Here is an 18,089-nt window from a genome sequence, read left to right as displayed (position 1 = left end):
GGAGGGCATTAAGATATGGTTAAGAAAACTTTAAAAAAGCCATTTATGGATCTCTTTCCAGTTCCAACTGTCTTAGTTACCTCACAGTGCGAGGGTATAAAACCCAATATCATGACGATTGCCTGGACGGGTATCCTATCATCCGGCCCTTTGGTCGTGTACATCGGTGTTCGACCCAGCGGCAGGTACTCCTATACCCTAATTAAGGAATCAATGGAATATGTGATTAATATTCCTACGCTAGAACAAGCAAAGATCGTCGATTATTGCGGTATGGTATCGGGGAAAGATGTCGATAAATTTGCGGCTACCGGTCTTACTCCTCTCCCCGCTTCCAAAGTCCAGGCACCTTTAATTGCGGAGTGTCCGGTTAATTTAGAATGCCGAGTCCGTCAAATTGTTCCTTTAGGAAACCATGATATCTTTATGGCGGACGTCCTAGCTGTTCATTATAACGATGAAGTCCTAGATGATAAAGGGAAACCGGACATGAACCTAATTAAACCTATTGCCTTTAGTGCCAATGAATACTGGTCGTTAGCGGATCGGATCGGGACTTTTGGTTATTCAAAAAAAACCCCTGAATGATACAGTTATGAGCATCGGTAGGTTTAATCGTGGAAATCTGATACCTGAACCTGCATATTTATGGTAAACTATTGAATGTTTAATAAAATTCTTAAAAAGGGGATCTCACTGATGATGGATCTTACGCGTAAAAAACGCACCCGGCTTTACGAAGATGTGGTCGAACAGATCAGAAAACTTATCCTCGAAGGAGCTTTGGCTCCGGGCGATCAGCTGCTTCCGGAACGGCAATTGGCAGAAAAGCTGGGTGTCAGTCGGTCTGCAGTGCGTGAAGCTTTAACTTCATTGGTATCCCTTGGACTACTGGAAATTACGCCTGGGAGCGGGGCCTATGTCAAAGAGGTTAAAATTGATGACTTGATTGAACCTTTAGCCGCTGTCATGCTGAAAGAAATCGATAATATATTTGATTTATTGGAAGCGCGGCTGGTGTTGGAGACCGGTGCAGCCCGCCTCGCCGCCGCACGCGCTGAGCGTACCGACTTGTATGAGATGCACGAGTTTGTACGGGATATGGAAAATGACGTCAACGAGGGACGCAACACGGATGAGTCAGATAGTCAGTTCCACTTCAGTGTCGTTCGTGCCAGCCATAATCCGGTGATCTTGAACCTCATGACCGTGCTGATGGGCCTTATGAAAGAGTACTATGGGCCCAGCCGCAAAAAATTGGTGGAGTTGCGTAAGGACCGGGATATGTGGTCGCGCCAACATAAGGAAACGTATGAAGCCATCAAAGCCGGTGACCCCGAAGGGGCTGCGGCAGCCGTCACCAGACATCTGAACACAACCATTAGCGAGTTGAAAAGACTTCAGGGCATGGAAGAATAAGAGCGGAGTAACAGCGTATAAAGTTGTTGTTCTGAAGAGCTAAAGTATATTCGAACAAGATAATCAAAAAACTGTGGTATTTTTTCGTCAGAATTGGTATGACCAAGGGCAACATGGGAATGAGCTGGAGCATACCAAGATTACCGCCCGGCCAGTGTGCTTTTTACTGTGGCAACGATAATTGCTGCGGGTTTTGGAGTGCAAGGGGTTGCCCTTAACTGGTGAGAATATATGAAAAGGCGAGTAGTAGCGAGCAAATATTTATATTATTGAAAAGGAGAGTGGGCTTATGAAAATTGGCAGCGAGTTACTCTATTTGTCCAGAAACGATATTGCTTCCTTAAATATGGGAATGGCGGAGACCATCAGCCTGCTGGAAGAATCTTTCCTGGAAAAGGCCAAGGGCATGGTGGATGCTCTGCCCAAGATCGAATTGCATCCCAAACGGGATGACGACTTCATCAATGCCATGCTGTGCAGCTTTCCCAAGTTTAAAGCGGCAGGGCTTAAGTGGATCAGTGCTTATCCAGGCAACCGGGAAAAAGGTCTGCCCTATCTATCAGGACTGATCGTTTTGAACGATTCAGAAACCGGAATTCCTTTGGCAATCATGGAAGCGGGTATCATGACAGCGATCCGGACAGGGGCTGTGACTGGGCTGTCCGCGAAATATCTGGCGCGTAAAGACAGCCAGACCGTCTCAATTCTTGGGTGTGGTGTCCAGGCCCGGACCCAGTTGGAAGCAGTGCTTGCCACCTGTCCGGAAGTTAAACTTGTTAAGGCATATGACATTAGCCAGGAGGCAGCTGCCCGCTTTGCCACCGACATGGTGGTTAAGTTCAAGGTTACGGTAGAGAAGGCACAATCTCCTCAAGCCGCGGTTATGGACAGTGATATTATTGTCACCGCTGGCCCGATTTTGGCAAATCCAAACCCGGTCATAGAAGGGTCATGGTTAAAGGAAGGCTGCTTTGGTGCACCGATCGACTATGACTCCTATTGGCAGAGGAGTGCTTTCGAAACGATGTCCAGGATTTATGTCGATGATGTTCCGCAATTCGAAAGTCATCGCACGATGGGCTATTTTAACGCAGTTCCGCCGGTTTATGGGGATTTGGCCGATCTAGTATCAGGGAAAATATCCGGACGCCTGAATGATTCAGAGCGTATTATTGCCGTTAATTTAGGATTGTCTCTTGAAGATATTGCGGTCGCGGCTATGGTCTATGATCAGGCTCTGAAACAGGGGCTTGGCCAGCTTCTGCCCGTGTAGAATGAGATGATAATGAATTTGCTCCTTGCCTGGAGGTGGTAAGTTGCAACACAGAAAAAGGGCGGGGGTACTTGCTATTCTCATCTCCACCTTGGGTTTTTGTGTTTATCCTATCCTGGGAAAAATTGTGTTTGCGGGCGGTGCCACGGTGGCAACGGTCCTGTTCATTCGCTTTGGTGCTGCCGCCACCGTGTTTTGGGCAGTGATCTTGTGGAAAAACGGCAGGCCAAGGCTGGAATCAAAGACATGGTTTGCTCTCTTAGCGATGGGGGGGATTGGATACGCCGGCATGGCAGGTCTCTATTTATGGTCGGTTCAGTTCATTCCAGCTTCAATAGCATCCTTAATCTTTTATTCCTTCCCCTTGCTGGTAACCGTGATTGCGATTATCACGCGCCAAGAGATTGTTTCAGGACTGAAGATTCTGGGGCTAACCAGTTCGAGTTTGGGTTTAATGCTGGTGATAGGGCTTAACTTTGGCGGGGTGAATCTTACCGGCGCTTTGATTACGTTTAGTGCAGCCGTCGTTCATTCCCTGAATGTTGTGATCGGGAATAGAATGCTGAAAGTTTCCGACCCTTTGCTCAGTACAGCCGTCATCACTACGGGAGCGGCGATTACCCCAGGGATTCTAGCTTTAGCCACCGGATTTACATGGCAGCTTTCCGCTCCAACTTGGTTAGCTATAGCCGGAATCACTCTTTTTTCCTCAATTATTGCCATGTCTAGCTTCTATAAAGGGTTACAACTTGTGGGAGCTTCCACGGCGTCCATTTTGAGTATGCTTGAACCGGTTATGACGGGTACGTTGGCATATATATTTCTGGGCGAGCGCCTCACCTTTACCCAGTTAATGGGGGGAGCCTTGGTGATATTGGGCAGCGGGGTTGTCGCCTGGATGCCTGTACATGAGAAGCCTTTCGTGCAATCGTATAAACATTCGTAATACAGATCCTGAAAAATAGAAAGGGTAATGCCCGGGATGGAGGAAAAGGTTAAATGAATTTAATGGAAATAAAGAATTCGCATAAACTCCTAGCCACATTTAACTATCAACTTGGCAAGCTGGACAAGGGCTACGCTAACCGCACACTCTATGTCAATCTGTCGACGAATACGTTTGCGGAAAAACCAGTCACAGAATTCATGAGACAAAAGTTTATCGGGGGCAGGGGCTTTGGCCTCAAACTGTTGTGGGATGGTATTAATGACAACACCAAATGGAATGATCCTGAAAATGAGCTGATTATTGCACCCGGTCCGATCGGGGGGATAACGCAATATCCCGGTGCCGGTAAATCCTATGTCGTAGGTTTATCGCCCTTGACTCAGTCTGCCATGGATAGCAACGTCGGGGGGTATTTCGGGCCTTTCTTAAAGTTCTCCGGCTGGGATGCACTTGAAATCCAAGGAAAAGCTGAACGGGATGTTATTGTGTTTATTGACGGCACCCAGGGAACAGTGATGATTGAGGAAGCTCCTTTAGAAGAGGTTAACGCCGACATCCTAACCGAGCAATTAACAGAAATGTATGCCGCCAGTGCAGAAGACAAAGTTAACATTTCCGTAGTCGCTGCCGGAGAGGCTGCAGAGCACACCTTGATTGGACTCCTTAATTTTTCTTTTTACGATCCCCGCCGCCAAGCCATTCGCTTAAAACAAGCCGGTAGAGGCGGCTTGGGTACGGTATTTAGAAATAAGAACATTAAAGCGCTAGTTATTAGAAGCCCTAAAGTCAAAGGAGATTTGAATAACCCTGCTGATATTTCTGTCTTAAAAAAAGTCGGTAAGAAAATGCACAACGAAATTTTAACTTTGGATAGTTCACAATGCGGAATGAGAACGGCTGGAACAACCCATATCGTTAAGATTATGAATGATTACGACCTGCTGCCGGTGCGCAATTATAAGTTTGGATCTGACCCGGAAGCCAAAAACATTACGCATGATGTCCTCATCTCCAAGTATTTCAATCTGGACGGACACGATGAATGCTGGTATGGCTGCACCCTCTCGTGTGCCAAAGTTATTAATTCTTTTAAGCTTAAAACCGGCCCTTATAAAGGCAAAGAGGTGTTGGTTGACGGTCCGGAATACGAGACACTGTCCGCTGCCGGCAGCGTGTTGGGCGTTTTCAATCCCGAATATGTGATTGAGGCCAATTTTTATTGTGACAGCTATGGGGTAGATACCATTTCCTTCGGCACGCTCACGGCTTTTGTGATGGAGTGCTATGAAAGCGGAGTGCTTAATGACGAGATCACAGGGGGCTTAAAACTTAACTTTGGCAATGGTGAGGCAGCTTTGGAATTACTGCACCGGATGGCCAGGGGGGAAGGCTTTGGTAAGATTGCCGGGCTGGGCATCCGCCGGATGAAGAAATTTTTTGCCGAAGAATATGGGGCCAATCCGGAGTTTCTGCAAGACATTGGGATGGAAGTTAAAGGCCTTGAGTTCTCAGAATATGTCACCAAAGAATCCCTGGCTCAACAAGGGGGGTATGGGCTCACAAATAAAGGTCCTCAACACGATGAGGCTTGGGTTATCTTCATGGACATGGTCAATCATCAAATTCCCACCTTCGAGGACAAGGCCGAAGCGCTTTTCTATTACCCGATGTTTAGGACGTGGTTTAGCTTGAATGGCTTGTGCAAACTTCCCTGGAATGATATCGTACCGGCGGATAATGACACCACGGCTGACCCGGCTAAGGTGCCCGAACATGTGCAGAACTATGTCGAAATTTATAATGCCGTGACCGGGTCTAACATCGATGACAATGGGCTAATCCGGCAGTCTGAGATTGTCTATAATTTCCATCGGGTATTTAATTTGAGAATGGGTTATGGTACCCGGAAATATGACCAAGTGCCGTATCGGGCGGTGGGTCCGGTGACCGTCGAAGAATACGAATCAAGGCAAGACCGGTATGACGGGCAATTGCAAGAAATCCTGAATATTGATCCCGAAGGCAAAACCACGGCAGAAAAAATGCAGATTCTAAGAACCTATCGGGAAGATCAATATCAGAAACTATGTGATGCTGTTTATCAACGCAGGGGTTGGAACTCTGACGGCATACCCACGCTGGAGACATTAAAGCGGCTTGGGATTGATTTCCCTGATGTTGTAGAACTGGTGAAAAAGCAATCGTAGTCCGGGGGGAACAGGATGATTAAAGTTAATGGCAAGGAATATCCCTGGGAAGAAGAATTAACCGTAACTAAGTTATTGGACAAAATGAGGTTTACTTTTCCGTTAATGGCTGTCGCCGTTAACGGAAAAGCTGTTTCACGGGAAGAGTATGGAGCGACTATAATTAGGGATGGAGATGATGTTAAAGCGATTCATCTTATAAGCGGGGGATGAAATTCCCCGGAGATATGCATGTTTCCTTAGGGGGGCATGTTTTTTTATTATACTGTCGTGTCTTGAACTATTTTGTGAGTGGAATTCCATAATTCACTGTCAGTTGGAAGTAGGTATTTCTTGATCTCATGTGGTACAGAGAGATGGAGCGATCTCTCCAAATATTCGGAGAACATGTGTTCTCTTACGGCCCCTTCTATGGTATAATGAGACCAATTGCAAAAGCAGGAAATCATCCATCTTTGTCAAATCCATTACTAATAGTATTGTTGATTGTGAGGCTAGTTGATGTGGAACAGGTCAAAAGGATTATTAGGGAATTGGCGGAGAAATATTCGAGTAACCTTCAACAGAAGATCAATGGGCGTATTGAAGCAATGAATAGAGATGATAAGTCTCATTACTTAATTTACCGGGTGTTGGGCATTAGCGATGAGCAGGGAGACCAAATAGATATTTACCAAAATAAAGGACGTTTCCTCTACAAATATGCGGGTTCATTTCTTGAAGAAGCAACGCTCATGTGTTTTGAATACAGATATCCCTCAGCCAAGAAGAAGGTTAAGATAAACAATGTTTTAGGAACAAGACCTAAACAGTTTGAAATAGACTGTTTAGTCGGAAATGATGCTATTGAAATAAAATGGCGTGATGCCACGACTGACGGAGACCATATTACCAAAGAGCATACTCGAGTAAAGGTAATTCAGAGCTGTGGTTTTCGGCCTGTACGGTTAATGTTTTATTATCCTAATCGTGATCAGGCCAAGAGAATCCAAAGTACATTGGAAACTTTATATTCTGGAGTAAGTGGCAAATATTACGCCGGAGAGATGGCTTGGGACTATATTAAAGAAGCTACGTCAATAGATTTTAAACAGATTTTAACCGAAATAGCTAGCGAAAGGGGTTAGCCGGATGCTTATTAGGGAAGATTGCTTAAACGTTTTAAGCAGTTTGTCGAGTGAGTCTGTGGATTTAATTTATCTTGATCCTCCTTTCTTCACGCAAAAAACGCAATCATTAACATCGCGTGATATCTCCGAGGCATATGAATTTAACGATACCTGGGATTCTATTAGTGATTATATAAATTACTTAAAACCACGAATTCAGGAATGTAAGAGGGTACTAAAAAATACGGGCAGTTTATTTTTGCATTGTGATAAATATGCTTCGCATCATTTACGAATTCTTTTGGATGATGTGTTTCGTCCGGATAACTTTAGAAGCGAAATAATCTGGGCATATAGGCGTTGGTCAAATTCAAAAAAAGGTTTGTTGAATGGGCATCAAACCATTTATTTTTATAGTAAATCAGAGGATTTCAAGTTTAATACAATTTATACCGAGTATTCCCCTACGACGAATGTTGACCAGATACTCCAGGAACGGGTTCGTAACGAACACGGGAAATCTACTTACAAACGTGATAACTTGGGGAACGTAGTATTGGGAAAAGAAAAAAAAGGAGTACCGCTCTCTGATGTCTGGTCTATTCCATACTTGAACCCGAAAGCTAAGGAAAGGTGTGGGTATCCTACGCAAAAGCCCGTTCTTTTGCTTGAACAAATACTAAGAATTGCCAGTGATGAAGGGGACACAGTTCTTGATCCTTTTTGTGGGAGTGGTACTACCCTAGTGGCAGCATCCCTTCTTAATCGTAACTACATTGGGATTGATATTTCAGAACCAGCGATACAACTATGTGAAAAAAGGTTGGAAATACCTACTAAAACAACTTCATTTCTGCTCGAAAAGGGTGAAGAACAATATATTTCTAAAACCGAATTTGAACTTAGCATCTTAACAAGCATCGATGCGGTACCAGTTCAACGAAATTCCGGAATAGATGGTTTCTTAAAGCAAACTTATTTAGGCAAACCAGTCGCTGTCAAAATACAAAAGCCTGACGAAGATATTTGGGAAGCTAAGGCTAAATTAATGAAGCAAAGTAAGAGGAAAGGTTGTTTGTTTTCTATATTAATACGTACACATAAAAACGATCAGGTGTTATTCTCAGCTTTAGAACTATCAAACCATGCCGATAATGTTTTGGTAATTGACAGTTATGATGTTACTATTTCCAAGTTGTTAACGGACCAATCAGAGTCAGTCACTACTCTTGATCATAACATTGTGGGTTAGCCCCCATTCGCCCACCAAACTAAGCTATTCAAGTGGAAAACACTGACAGCTAACCCCTGGGCGAGTACAATTATAGGATAAAATACTTGCCTATAGGGGGGTGTGTACAGGGTGCCTTTGTTTGTGGAACTTGGGGAAGCTCTTGATGCTGTACACAATGGGATTTTAGCGATTGATGAACATGAAAGGGTGATGATCTGTAATAAGCCGGCCGAGCGCATGCTGGGAGTGTCGGCAGATCAAGTGATTGGGCGTGAGATTATCGAAGTGCTTCCGACTTCAGGCCTGCCTGCTGTCCTCCAGAGTGGGAAAGCCGAGTTTGGGCAGAAGAAGCAATTGGACGATGATTTGGTCATTGTTACCAACCGTACCCCCATCATTCGTGATGGACGGGTAGTCGGGGCCATTGCAGTTTTTCAGGATGTATCCGAGCTTGAATCCCTGGCTTCGGAATTAAGCCAGGTGCAAGAACTGAACCGGGAGCTGGAGGCTATTCTTGAATCATTTTACGATGGGATAGGGATTATTGCCGGAGATGGAACTTTGCTTAGGGTTAACACGAGCTATGAACGCATTACCGGTCTTTCCAAAGATGACAATGGAGTCGGGCGCAATGTCAGGGAGCTTCAGGAGGACGGAACAGTCTCCCAGGCAGTGGCTGTGCTCGTTATCAACCAGAAGAAGCCGGTTACGATCAAACAGCGGATCAAGACAGGCAAGGAAATCCTGATTACAGGCAGTCCCGTTTTTGATGAAAATGGGGAAGTTTTCCGGGTTGTGTGCAACATAAGAGATATGACTGAACTTAATGTGCTCAAAGAGAAGGTTGACAGCACGCACAAGCAAAACATACGCTATGCCAATGAGCTTCAAGAATTAAGGGCGCAGTTATTAGACCATGAAGAGTTTATCTTTCGCAGTGCGGCTATGGACAAAGTATTTAAACTTATCGGCAGGGTAGCAGGGGTAAATTCTCATGTTTTAATTACCGGGGAATCAGGTGTAGGCAAAGAAAATGCCGCTAAGCTCATCCACAAATTCAGCGCACGGGTGCAGGGGCCGTTTCTCCAGATAAACTGCGGGGCGATCCCGGAAAATCTCCTAGAGTCAGAACTGTTCGGCTTCGAGGACGGAGCCTTTACCGGCGCGCGCAGCGGCGGCAAGAAAGGGATCTTTGAGATGTGCGAAGGGGGCACTCTCTTGCTTGATGAGATCGGGGAACTTCCGATGAACATGCAGGTTAAGCTCCTTCGCGTGCTGCAGCAGCAGGAAGTGTTCCGGATTGGCGCGACTAAACCGATGAAGTTTAATGTGCGGGTAATCGCCGCCACTAACCGTAACTTGGAAGAAATGGTGTCAAAACAAACCTTCAGAGCTGATTTGTTTTACCGTTTGAATGTAGTGCCGGTTAACATTCCACCGTTGCGCGAGCGCACGGAAGATATTGTCCCACTGGCTTTACACTTTCTTGAGAAGTTCAATCATAAATACAGCAGCAATAAACGCTTCGATTCAGAGATTCTGCTGGCGTTTGAAAGGCACAGCTGGCCTGGGAATGTGCGTGAATTGGAAAATCTAGTCGAGCGTTTGGTTGTGATCAATGAAGATAATGTTTTGACTGCTAAACACCTGCCTTTCCAGGTGAGCCATCCTCTAGATTCCTTAAGCATCCAGGTTAACGAGCCAATTTTCCTTGAAAGGGCGATTGAGATGCTGGAAAGGGAACTCCTGCGTAAGACGATGCAGTCTTACCCGACCACGAGGCAGGCAGCACGTATCTTGGGTGTTTCACATCCTACGGTTATCCGCAAGATGCAAAAGTATAAGCTGGTATACGCGGGAAAATGATTGGTACAAAGTGTTACCTAATGGTTAATTGATGAACCTTAGCGGAAAGCTAGTCCAGAGAAAGGTTTCTGAACTTTCTGGCACTTATCTGTATATCTGTGGTAAACGCATGTACCAAAAGAATTATAATAGGGAACGTCAACATACTGAAGACTCGCTCAAGCTTAACGGCTTAAGCGAGTTTTTCGTCCTTGTAGCTCAGAAAAAAGGCAGTTCGGTGCCCGATTTGCCGGAATAGCAATCTCGGGAACTTAACTTGCAAAGCATAAAGAACACACGAACATGGCTGGTGGCAGAACTGCTCACAGTAAAAGGCTAATAGCGGCAGGATGCTGAGCGTGAAAAGGAGATGAGTGTGACTGGAAAACTAAGCGAAACCAAGAATAGACAATTAGAGAGGAGGGTGACCTTTTGCAAAACTTTAACTACTTAGAACCAGGGAGCTTGTGGGAAGCGGTAGGAACACTGGAGGGCCTCGAAGGCAAGGCCTTTCCCTTGGCCGGGGGCACGGATCTAGTGCGCACACTCAAAAGAATTGGGTTCAAGGGACATGGAGTGATAAATCTTAAAAAGATACCGGAGTTAAGCGGGGTTAAGTTCGATGGCCGGGTTATGTCGATCGGTGCCTTAAGTACGGTTAGCGAACTCTTGGCAAACTCGGAGGTGAATGAGCATTTCCCGGTACTGGCGCAAGCGGCTCGCGCTTTAGGTACACCACAGATTCGGAACTTGGCGACTATCGGCGGCAACCTGTGCACATCTTCTCCGGCATCTGATCTGGCTCCCGCATTATTAGCGTATCAAGCAAAAATCACAATTACGGGGCCGGATGGGGAACGAGAGGTTGCTGTGAATGAGTTTTTCAAGGGTCCGGGGCAGAACGTTCTCGGCCGAGGGGAAATCTTGACCAGGATCGACCTGAATTTGCCTGTACCAGGAACAATAGGGACTTTCCTCAAACATGGAGTGCGGAAGAGTCACGAAATTGCTCTGGTTAACACCGCAGTACTCATTATTCCTGTAAGAGGTTCGGACAAAATCGCTGTGGCCCGCATTGCGCTTGGTGCGGTGAACCCAACCCCGTTTAGGGCCTGGCAAGCAGAGGAGAAACTGGCTGGGGCGGAAGGCGGGCTGCCCCAGTTTGAAGAGGCAGCTAAGATTGCCCAAGAGTTGACAAGTCCGATCGATGATGTCCGTGCCAGCGCTGACTACCGCAAACATATGGCGGGAGTATTGGTTAAACGGGCCTTGCTCCAGGCTTGGGGAGGGAAGGTATGAAAAAAGAAATAGCGCTTAAGGTCAATGGCGAAACCTATCAGGTCTATGTTTCCCCGGACAAGATGCTGCTGGATGCGATTCGGGAAGATCTGCAGCTGACCGGCACCAAAAAAGGGTGCGAAGCCGGAGAATGTGGGGCTTGTACGGTTTTAATGGACGGCAAGCCGGTTAATTCCTGCATGGTATTGGCCTTGGATGCGGTCGGTCGGGAAATCGTAACCATTGAAGGAGTAGGAGGGCTGGAAGGGCTCCATCCGATTCAGGAAGCCTTGGTTGAGCATGGAGCGGTTCAGTGCGGGTACTGTACTCCGGGTATTGTGATGACGGCTAAGGCACTTTTAGACAGCGACCCCAACCCTACGGAGGGAGAAGTAAGGGAAGCTTTGGCGGGTAACCTCTGCCGCTGCACAGGGTATGTAAAGATAGTGGAAGCTGTCATGGACGTAAGTAAACAGATAAGCGAAAGCCCCGAGCTAAGAGAAAAGTTAAGCCAAAGCCAAGAGTTTGGTCCCAAAACGGTCGGAAGATAAGGAAAGGGGGGAATGAGAAATGGGTTATGCAGTAGTGGGGCAGCGTGTCCCTAGGGTTGATGCCAGGGAGAAAGTAAGCGGGCGGGCACTTTACACGGGAGATATGACTTTGCCTCATATGCTTGTGGGCAAGGTTTTGCGGAGTCCATATGCCCATGCGCAGATAGTCAGGATTGACACAACGAAGGCGCGTAGCTTGCCTGGGGTTAAAGCTGTTCTGACCTTCGAAGATGTACCGAAAATTCCCTGGAACAGCGCAGGTTTTCCACCGTCCCCCGGGGCGATTTTGATGGAGGATCAATACATTCTTACGGACAAAGTTCGCTATGTAGGGGACGGACTCGCCGCTGTAGCCGCAGTAGATGAGGAAACCGCAGACAGAGCTTTAGAGTTGATCGAGGTAGAGTATGAAGTTTTGCCGGCTCTCATGGATGTGGAAGCAGCCATGGCTGAGGATGCACCTCTAATCCATGCTGCTCCTAAGAACGTAATGGCTCATATGCCCATAGTTATTGGGGATGTCGATCAAGGGTTTGCTGATGCTGATATGGTGTTTGAAGACACTTATTATGTTCCGAAAGTATATCAAGTGAGTATGGAACCTTGTGGTGTGGCCATGGCCGCTCCTGATATGGATGGACGCGTCACGATTTGGACTTCGACTCAGATGCCGCATTTGGTGCGCGGGATTACGGCCCACGCTCTGGGCCTGAGCACAAGCCAAGTGCGTATCATTAAGCCCCCGGTAGGCGGGGCTTTTGGCAGCCGCTTGGGAGTAGTAAATGAACCGATTGCAGCCTTGTTGGCCATCAAAGCAAGGAAGCCGGTGATGCTTAAGTATTCCAGGGAAGAGTCGTTCCTGGCGACCGAATCCAGGCACCCAATCACCATGATTCTTAAAACAGGGATCAAAAAAGACGGAACTTTCACCGCTCGCCAGATGACGGCTTATCTTGACGGTGGGGCTTATGCTACCCATACTCCTTCCTTTGCGGGTCCGGTTGCCGGTTGGTTCCTGGCGATGTACAAATCCCCTAACATCAAAGTAGATAACTATTCAGTGTATACTAACAGCACCCAGTGCGGGGCTTTCCGCGGGTATGGCAATCCCCAGGTAGTGTTTGCGGTGGAATCACAGGTAGATGATATTGCTGCAGCCCTCGGGCTTAATCCTCTGGAGATCAGGCTCAAAAACCACCCCTGTGCCGGGGAAGTGTGGAACTGGAGCAGTTGGGTGATTGAGAGCTGCGGCCTGGAAGAGGGGATCAAACGCGGCTCGGAGGCTATAGGCTGGGAAAAGAAAAGGAATAAGCGGGAACGCGTTCTCACAGGTGCACAGGCCAATGCAGGGAGCTTTCTGGAAAAAGAAGGGGAGGAAAATGTCCGGGGGAATGATGGCAGCACTGCCAGCAGTACGAAAAAGCGCGGTGTCGGCATGGCTTATATGATGCATGTGAGCGGAGCGCGGCCGATGCTCCACGAAACCTCCGCTGCGGTGGTAAAGATTAACGAAGATGGCAAAGCGAACCTCATCTACAGCAATTCGGACTGTGGCCAGGGTTCCGGGACTGCGCTCACTCAAGTGGCGGCAGAAGAACTGGGTCTAAACTATGAAGATGTATTCATTACCAAAACGGCGGATACGGATGTAGCAGGTTTCGATATTGGGAGTCATGCCAGCCGTCAGGCTTATTCCGGCGGTAACGCGGTAAAAAAGGCGGCAGCTGCGGCCAAAGAGAAACTTCTGGCGATGGCATCCGAAATCCTGGAAGTTCCGGCAGCAGACTTGGAGGTTGCGGAGGGGATGATTCGGGTACGCCAAGAGCCGGAACGCGAAATTTCAGTGGCTGAAGTATCTCACAAAGCACATTTCGGCAGCCACGGCCATCAGATTATCGGCGCTGTCAGCGAGGAATCGCCAGGCAACCCGCCTGTTTATGCAGCCCAGTTCGTGGAAGTTGAAGTGGATACGGAGACCGGGGTGATTAAAGTTCTCAAAGTAGTTGCGGCGCATGATGTGGGCACAGCGATCAACCCGGCAGTGGTTGAAGGGCAAATCGAAGGAGCGATCCAGCAGGGAATCGGGTATGCCCTCACCGAAGAGTATCGCTATCACCCGGGGACAGGCAAGCCGCTAAACCCTAACTTTACAGATTATAAGATTTTGACGGCGGTAGATATGCCGGAAGTAGAGACTATTTTGATCGAAGCATCCTCTGAGAGCGGGCCTTTCGGGGCCAAGAGCGTCGGGGAATCGGGGTTGGTCGCCACGGCAGCCGCTATTGCCAATGCGGTCTACGACGCGGTCGGAATCAGGATTAAAGAATTGCCCCTTACTCCTGAAAAAGTGCTGGCCGCCCTGGAGCAAAAAGGGAATTAAAAAACACTTACCGGCTCAAGTTCTTTCTTAAATAGCTTGAGCCGTTTCTTTTACTTGGTACATTTCTGAACCACGCAGTTAGGGTGTTTGCGGGCAACACGCCACAGAACATTCTTTAGTAATTAACTTTTTCTGTTCAAGGCCTGGTAATTATATGTACCAAAGTGTCTTACAGCCTTGGAGAAGCTTTTTAGGCTTGGGGGCGACCGGTTTGGAGCCGATGGTAACATTATGTACCAACACCCAACACCTATTTGAGACTTAGCCGGGTGTCTTGCTGCTGTTTACTAGGCTTTTCCTGCCGCCGGGAACTAAACTTTAACCGTTCACAGGCAAACTTGCTTTATTACGGAAAAGTGGAACTGATCTTGCTAAGGATAGATATTGCCGTATTCCCGGCGTACCAGGGTTAGGTATATTCATATAGGATCTTAGCCTCTGGGCAGAGAAAGTGGAGGAGGTGTTCATAGCAAGTGCTGCAATTCATTGTTCAGGGAAGAGGCGGTCAAGGGGCGCAAAAAGCCGGTGAGATCTTGGCCCATATCTTCTTTAGTGAAGGGAAATATGTCCAGGCCTACGCCACTTACGGCGGGGCCAGGCGTGGTACACCTGTGAGTTCGTTTATCAGGGTGGACGAGAAGCCCATTCGGCTGCGCTGCAACATTGATAATCCCGATGTGATTTTGGTTTTCGATCCCAGCTTGCTTAATGAAGCTTTGTTAAAAGGTGCGGGGGAAGAAACTCTGGTGGTGATAAATTCTACCCAAGCGCCGGAGCACTATGCTTCCTTGGGAAAGTTTAAAATCTTTACGATTGACGGTATGGCTATTGCTCAGGCAAACCGCCTGGGGAGAATTGTGAATTCGGCTTTAGTTGGCGCTGTAACAGGACTTCTGGGCCAGCCGGATATTGACTTGGTAGCAAAAGTCGTGGGGGAAACAAGTCCGGTAAAAGTGGAAGAGAACATAAACTCCTGCTTAGACGGTTACCGCATTGCGCGCGAAAGGGGGGTGTTTAATGGCTGAAGGAATTAAGGAAGTCCCGCCGATTTGGACCACGGGCTGGACAGACATTCTCAATACCGGAACTTGGCGCAGCGCTATTCCGGTGCATACGAAAAGACCCGCCCCCTGCCATCGAGCCTGCCCGGTCGAAGGGGACATACCGGTTTGGACCCAGTTGGTGAAGGCTGAAAAATACTATGAGGCCTGGCTCGCTTTAGTAGTGAACAATCCATTTCCGGCAATAACGGGTAGAGTGTGCCACCATCCGTGTGAAGGCTCCTGCAACAGGGGTGAGTATGACGGAGCGGTCGCTATTAACGCGCTTGAGCAGTATGTGGGAGACATGGCTTCAACGGAAGGATGGAGTCTGCCCGGCCCTGATAACGAACGGGAACAGAGGGTGTTGGTCGTAGGCGCTGGCCCGGCCGGACTTTCCTGTGCCTATCAGCTAAGGCGGGAAGGGTATCAGGTCACAGTGTTTGAGGAGAGGCCAGAAGCGGGAGGAGTCTTGCGCTACGGCATCCCGCCGTACCGCCTGCCTAAAGAGGTGCTGACAGGGGAAGTTAAGCGCCTGCTGGATATGGGAATAACCATCGAGACCGATCGCCGTTTCGAAAGTAATGAATTAGAGAAATTCGAACAAGAGTATGACGCTGTCTTCCTGGCCATCGGAGCCGGGAAATCGAAAGCATTGCCGCAGTTTCCGGCAGACGAGCATGTCCTTAACGGACTGGAATTTTTAGCCAAGTCCAATCAAAATGAAAGCATCTTTATAGGCCCGCAAGTAGTGGTTATCGGCGGCGGAAGTGTAGCAATGGACGTGGCCCGCACGGCGCGTCGCCTTGGTAGTTATGTAACTGTGCTGGCCTTGGAAGATAGGGAGCATCTGCCGGCCCAGGCTGATGAAATAGCGGAAGCTCTGGAGGAAGGAATCTCGATCACAGACGGGGCGATGGTACAGAGTGTAGAGAGTTCCGCGCAAGGTTTAGACCTTTCCTGCGTGAAAGTCAGCTTAGATCCGGAAGCGCCGCCCGGGGTGCTTAAGCCTATAGCTACAACTGATTCCGAATTCCGTCTGCTTGCGGACCATGTGATTTTGGCGGTAGGCCAGGATCCGGAAACAGATGAGTGGCACGATGTGTTTAAAATCGAGAAAGCCCTCGTTAAAGTTGCGGGCGATTTCTCCACCGGTCGTCCCGGGGTTTTTGCCGGGGGAGATGCAGCCAGCACGGAACGCTATGTATCAACCGCGGTTGGGCAAGGGAAAACTGCGGCCCGTAGTATGGCCCGTTATCTGGCAGAAACACACGAACTCGAGGTCGCGGCCGCGATCGCAGCTGAGTCTGAAGAACCTGTTTCCTTCAAGGAGATTAATATCTTTTATTTCCCTTCCCTGGTACGGGATAGCAAAGAAACGACTCCGGCCGGTGTGCGTTTGCGTGATTTCGGCGAAGTGAAGAAGGGATTTAGTTCCTTGCAAGCTTTGGCCCAGGCTGAGCGCTGTTTTAGCTGCGGCAGTTGTGTTGAATGTGACAATTGTTTCTACTTCTGTCCGGATATGGCCGTGGTCAAGGATTCGGCCCTTGAGGAGCATTACCGCATTCTGGATCAATACTGCAAAGGGTGTGGCAGCTGTGTGGAAGAATGCCCCCGGGGTGCGGTAGTCTTAAAGGAGGAGACGAGATGAGCGGAGAGCGGATTCTTGTTAATGGCAATCATGCCGCTGCCTACGGTGTCAAATTAGCTAGACCCATGGTAGTTCCCGTTTATCCTATAACTCCTCAGACCCCGATTGTGGAGAAAATCTCTGAATTCCAGGCTGAGGGCAAGATGGAAGTGGAATTAGTGACGGCCGAATCTGAGCATTCGGCGATGTCAGCCTGTATCACGGCTTCCTTAACCGGAGTACGGGTATTCACAGCAACCGCTTCCCAGGGCCTAATGCTCATGCATGAAATGCTCCACTATGCCTCTGGAGCGCGTGCGCCAATTGTGATGGTCAATGTTAACCGCACCATCGGTTCCCCCTGGGGCTTCTGGCCGGATCAGACGGACAGTTTGGCTCAGCGCGACACCGGTTGGATTCAATATTATTGTGAAAATGGCCAGGAATCCTTAGATACAATCCTTCAGGCATTTCGAGTGGCAGAAAAAGTGCTTCTGCCGGTCATGGTCATCCATGAAGCTTTCTACGTATCTCATTCTCTGGAGGTCGTGGAAGTCCCGGCTCAGGAAGTTGCGGATCAATTCCTTCCCCCCTTTGATCCCCCACACCGGCTTGATCCGGAAATCAAAGAGTCGTGGGGCAATACGGTCAACCAGGATATGTTCTACCGTCACCGCCGGACGTTAGGGGAGGCGATGGAAAACGCTCTGGCTGCGGCCAAAGAGGCTGATGCAGATTGGCAGGCCCTGAGCGGGCGGGGATACGGCGTTATTGAAGAGTATCGCTGCGACAAGCCTGAACTTATCATTGCCACCATGGGCAGCATGACCGGAACGGCGCGCGAAGCCGTGGATGAACTGCAGGAGGAAGGTCTGGCGGTAGGGTTACTTAAAGTTAAATTATTCAGACCTTTTCCGCTCGCGGAAGTGCGCCGGGCTTTAACCGGGGTGCCTAAAGTTATGGTTCTGGACCGCAACTTTGCGCCGGGGACGGGCGGTTTCTTGCACCAGGAGTTAAAAGCTGCGCTCTACGGCATGAGTGATGGTCCGGAGGTTCACGGCTATCTAGCCGGGGTGGGCGGGACCAATATTCCTCCTGCCAAAATTAAGGAATTGGTCCGGGAAGCTTTGGCTGGTGCTGTGGCAGCAGAATCGGTGTGGAAGGGGTGATGGGA

General features: G+C 48.4%; 16 protein-coding genes. All 16 read left to right on the top strand.

What is annotated here, in order from left to right:
* The first annotated feature begins 15 nt into the window (after nucleotides 1–15).
* The 16 genes from ACYQ2N_RS03340 to ACYQ2N_RS03265 all read left to right on the top strand — a co-directional run bounded on the left by ACYQ2N_RS03340 (nucleotide 16) and on the right by ACYQ2N_RS03265 (nucleotide 18,084).
* Nucleotides 16–588 (top strand): flavin reductase family protein, encoded by a 573-nt coding sequence (locus ACYQ2N_RS03340; RefSeq protein ID WP_459997510.1) that lies wholly within the window; start codon nucleotides 16–18, stop codon nucleotides 586–588.
* Between the two features lie 111 nt (nucleotides 589–699).
* Complete coding sequence (locus ACYQ2N_RS03335; protein ID WP_459997509.1) at nucleotides 700–1,419, top strand: FadR/GntR family transcriptional regulator; 720 nt, start codon at nucleotides 700–702, stop codon at nucleotides 1,417–1,419.
* Between the two features lie 289 nt (nucleotides 1,420–1,708).
* Nucleotides 1,709–2,692, top strand: a complete 984-nt coding sequence (locus ACYQ2N_RS03330) for an ornithine cyclodeaminase family protein (protein WP_459997508.1) — start codon at nucleotides 1,709–1,711, stop codon at nucleotides 2,690–2,692.
* Nucleotides 2,693–2,735: 43 nt separating this feature from the next.
* Complete coding sequence (locus ACYQ2N_RS03325) at nucleotides 2,736–3,638, top strand: DMT family transporter (RefSeq protein WP_459997507.1); 903 nt, start codon at nucleotides 2,736–2,738, stop codon at nucleotides 3,636–3,638.
* 53 nt (nucleotides 3,639–3,691) lie between these two features.
* Nucleotides 3,692–5,848, top strand: coding sequence for an aldehyde ferredoxin oxidoreductase family protein (locus tag ACYQ2N_RS03320; RefSeq protein ID WP_459997506.1), 2,157 nt, complete (start codon nucleotides 3,692–3,694; stop codon nucleotides 5,846–5,848).
* A 15-nt stretch (nucleotides 5,849–5,863) separates the two neighbouring features.
* Nucleotides 5,864–6,061: a sulfur carrier protein ThiS gene (thiS, locus tag ACYQ2N_RS03315; RefSeq protein ID WP_459997505.1), complete on the top strand. Its 198-nt coding sequence runs from the start codon at nucleotides 5,864–5,866 to the stop codon at nucleotides 6,059–6,061.
* 143 nt (nucleotides 6,062–6,204) lie between these two features.
* Nucleotides 6,205–6,975 carry an ApaLI family restriction endonuclease gene (locus tag ACYQ2N_RS03310; RefSeq protein ID WP_459997504.1) on the top strand — a complete coding sequence of 257 codons (771 nt, stop codon included), beginning with the start codon at nucleotides 6,205–6,207 and terminating at the stop codon, nucleotides 6,973–6,975.
* Nucleotides 6,976–6,979: 4 nt separating this feature from the next.
* Nucleotides 6,980–8,209: a DNA-methyltransferase gene (locus ACYQ2N_RS03305; protein ID WP_459997503.1), complete on the top strand. Its 1,230-nt coding sequence runs from the start codon at nucleotides 6,980–6,982 to the stop codon at nucleotides 8,207–8,209.
* Between the two features lie 111 nt (nucleotides 8,210–8,320).
* Nucleotides 8,321–10,057, top strand: a complete 1,737-nt coding sequence (locus tag ACYQ2N_RS03300; protein ID WP_459997502.1) for a sigma-54 interaction domain-containing protein — start codon at nucleotides 8,321–8,323, stop codon at nucleotides 10,055–10,057.
* Between the two features lie 109 nt (nucleotides 10,058–10,166).
* Nucleotides 10,167–10,295: a hypothetical protein gene (locus tag ACYQ2N_RS03295; protein WP_459997501.1), complete on the top strand. Its 129-nt coding sequence runs from the start codon at nucleotides 10,167–10,169 to the stop codon at nucleotides 10,293–10,295.
* Between the two features lie 173 nt (nucleotides 10,296–10,468).
* Nucleotides 10,469–11,335, top strand: a complete 867-nt coding sequence (locus ACYQ2N_RS03290) for an FAD binding domain-containing protein (protein WP_459997500.1) — start codon at nucleotides 10,469–10,471, stop codon at nucleotides 11,333–11,335.
* Nucleotides 11,332–11,865 (top strand): (2Fe-2S)-binding protein, encoded by a 534-nt coding sequence (locus tag ACYQ2N_RS03285; RefSeq protein WP_459997499.1) that lies wholly within the window; start codon nucleotides 11,332–11,334, stop codon nucleotides 11,863–11,865. Before ACYQ2N_RS03290 ends, ACYQ2N_RS03285 begins: the two co-directional genes overlap by 4 nt.
* Before the next feature lie 19 nt (nucleotides 11,866–11,884).
* On the top strand, nucleotides 11,885–14,245 hold the full coding sequence (locus ACYQ2N_RS03280; RefSeq protein WP_459997498.1) for a xanthine dehydrogenase family protein molybdopterin-binding subunit: 2,361 nt from the start codon (nucleotides 11,885–11,887) through the stop codon (nucleotides 14,243–14,245).
* A gap of 473 nt (nucleotides 14,246–14,718) precedes the next feature.
* Nucleotides 14,719–15,270, top strand: coding sequence for a 2-oxoacid:acceptor oxidoreductase family protein (locus ACYQ2N_RS03275; protein ID WP_459997497.1), 552 nt, complete (start codon nucleotides 14,719–14,721; stop codon nucleotides 15,268–15,270).
* The gene (locus tag ACYQ2N_RS03270; RefSeq protein WP_459997496.1) at nucleotides 15,263–16,936 is read left to right on the top strand and encodes an NAD(P)-binding protein; all 1,674 of its coding nucleotides are present in this window, start codon (nucleotides 15,263–15,265) and stop codon (nucleotides 16,934–16,936) included. The genes ACYQ2N_RS03275 and ACYQ2N_RS03270 overlap by 8 nt, the downstream gene beginning before the upstream one ends.
* Complete coding sequence (locus ACYQ2N_RS03265; RefSeq protein ID WP_459997495.1) at nucleotides 16,933–18,084, top strand: pyruvate synthase; 1,152 nt, start codon at nucleotides 16,933–16,935, stop codon at nucleotides 18,082–18,084. The genes ACYQ2N_RS03270 and ACYQ2N_RS03265 overlap by 4 nt, the downstream gene beginning before the upstream one ends.
* Nucleotides 18,085–18,089 lie beyond the last annotated feature (5 nt).

It is taken from the genome of Paradesulfitobacterium aromaticivorans, assembly GCF_054657415.1.
The sequence above is the reverse complement of the archived record's forward strand: the minus strand, read 5'-3'. Positions and strand labels throughout refer to the sequence as shown.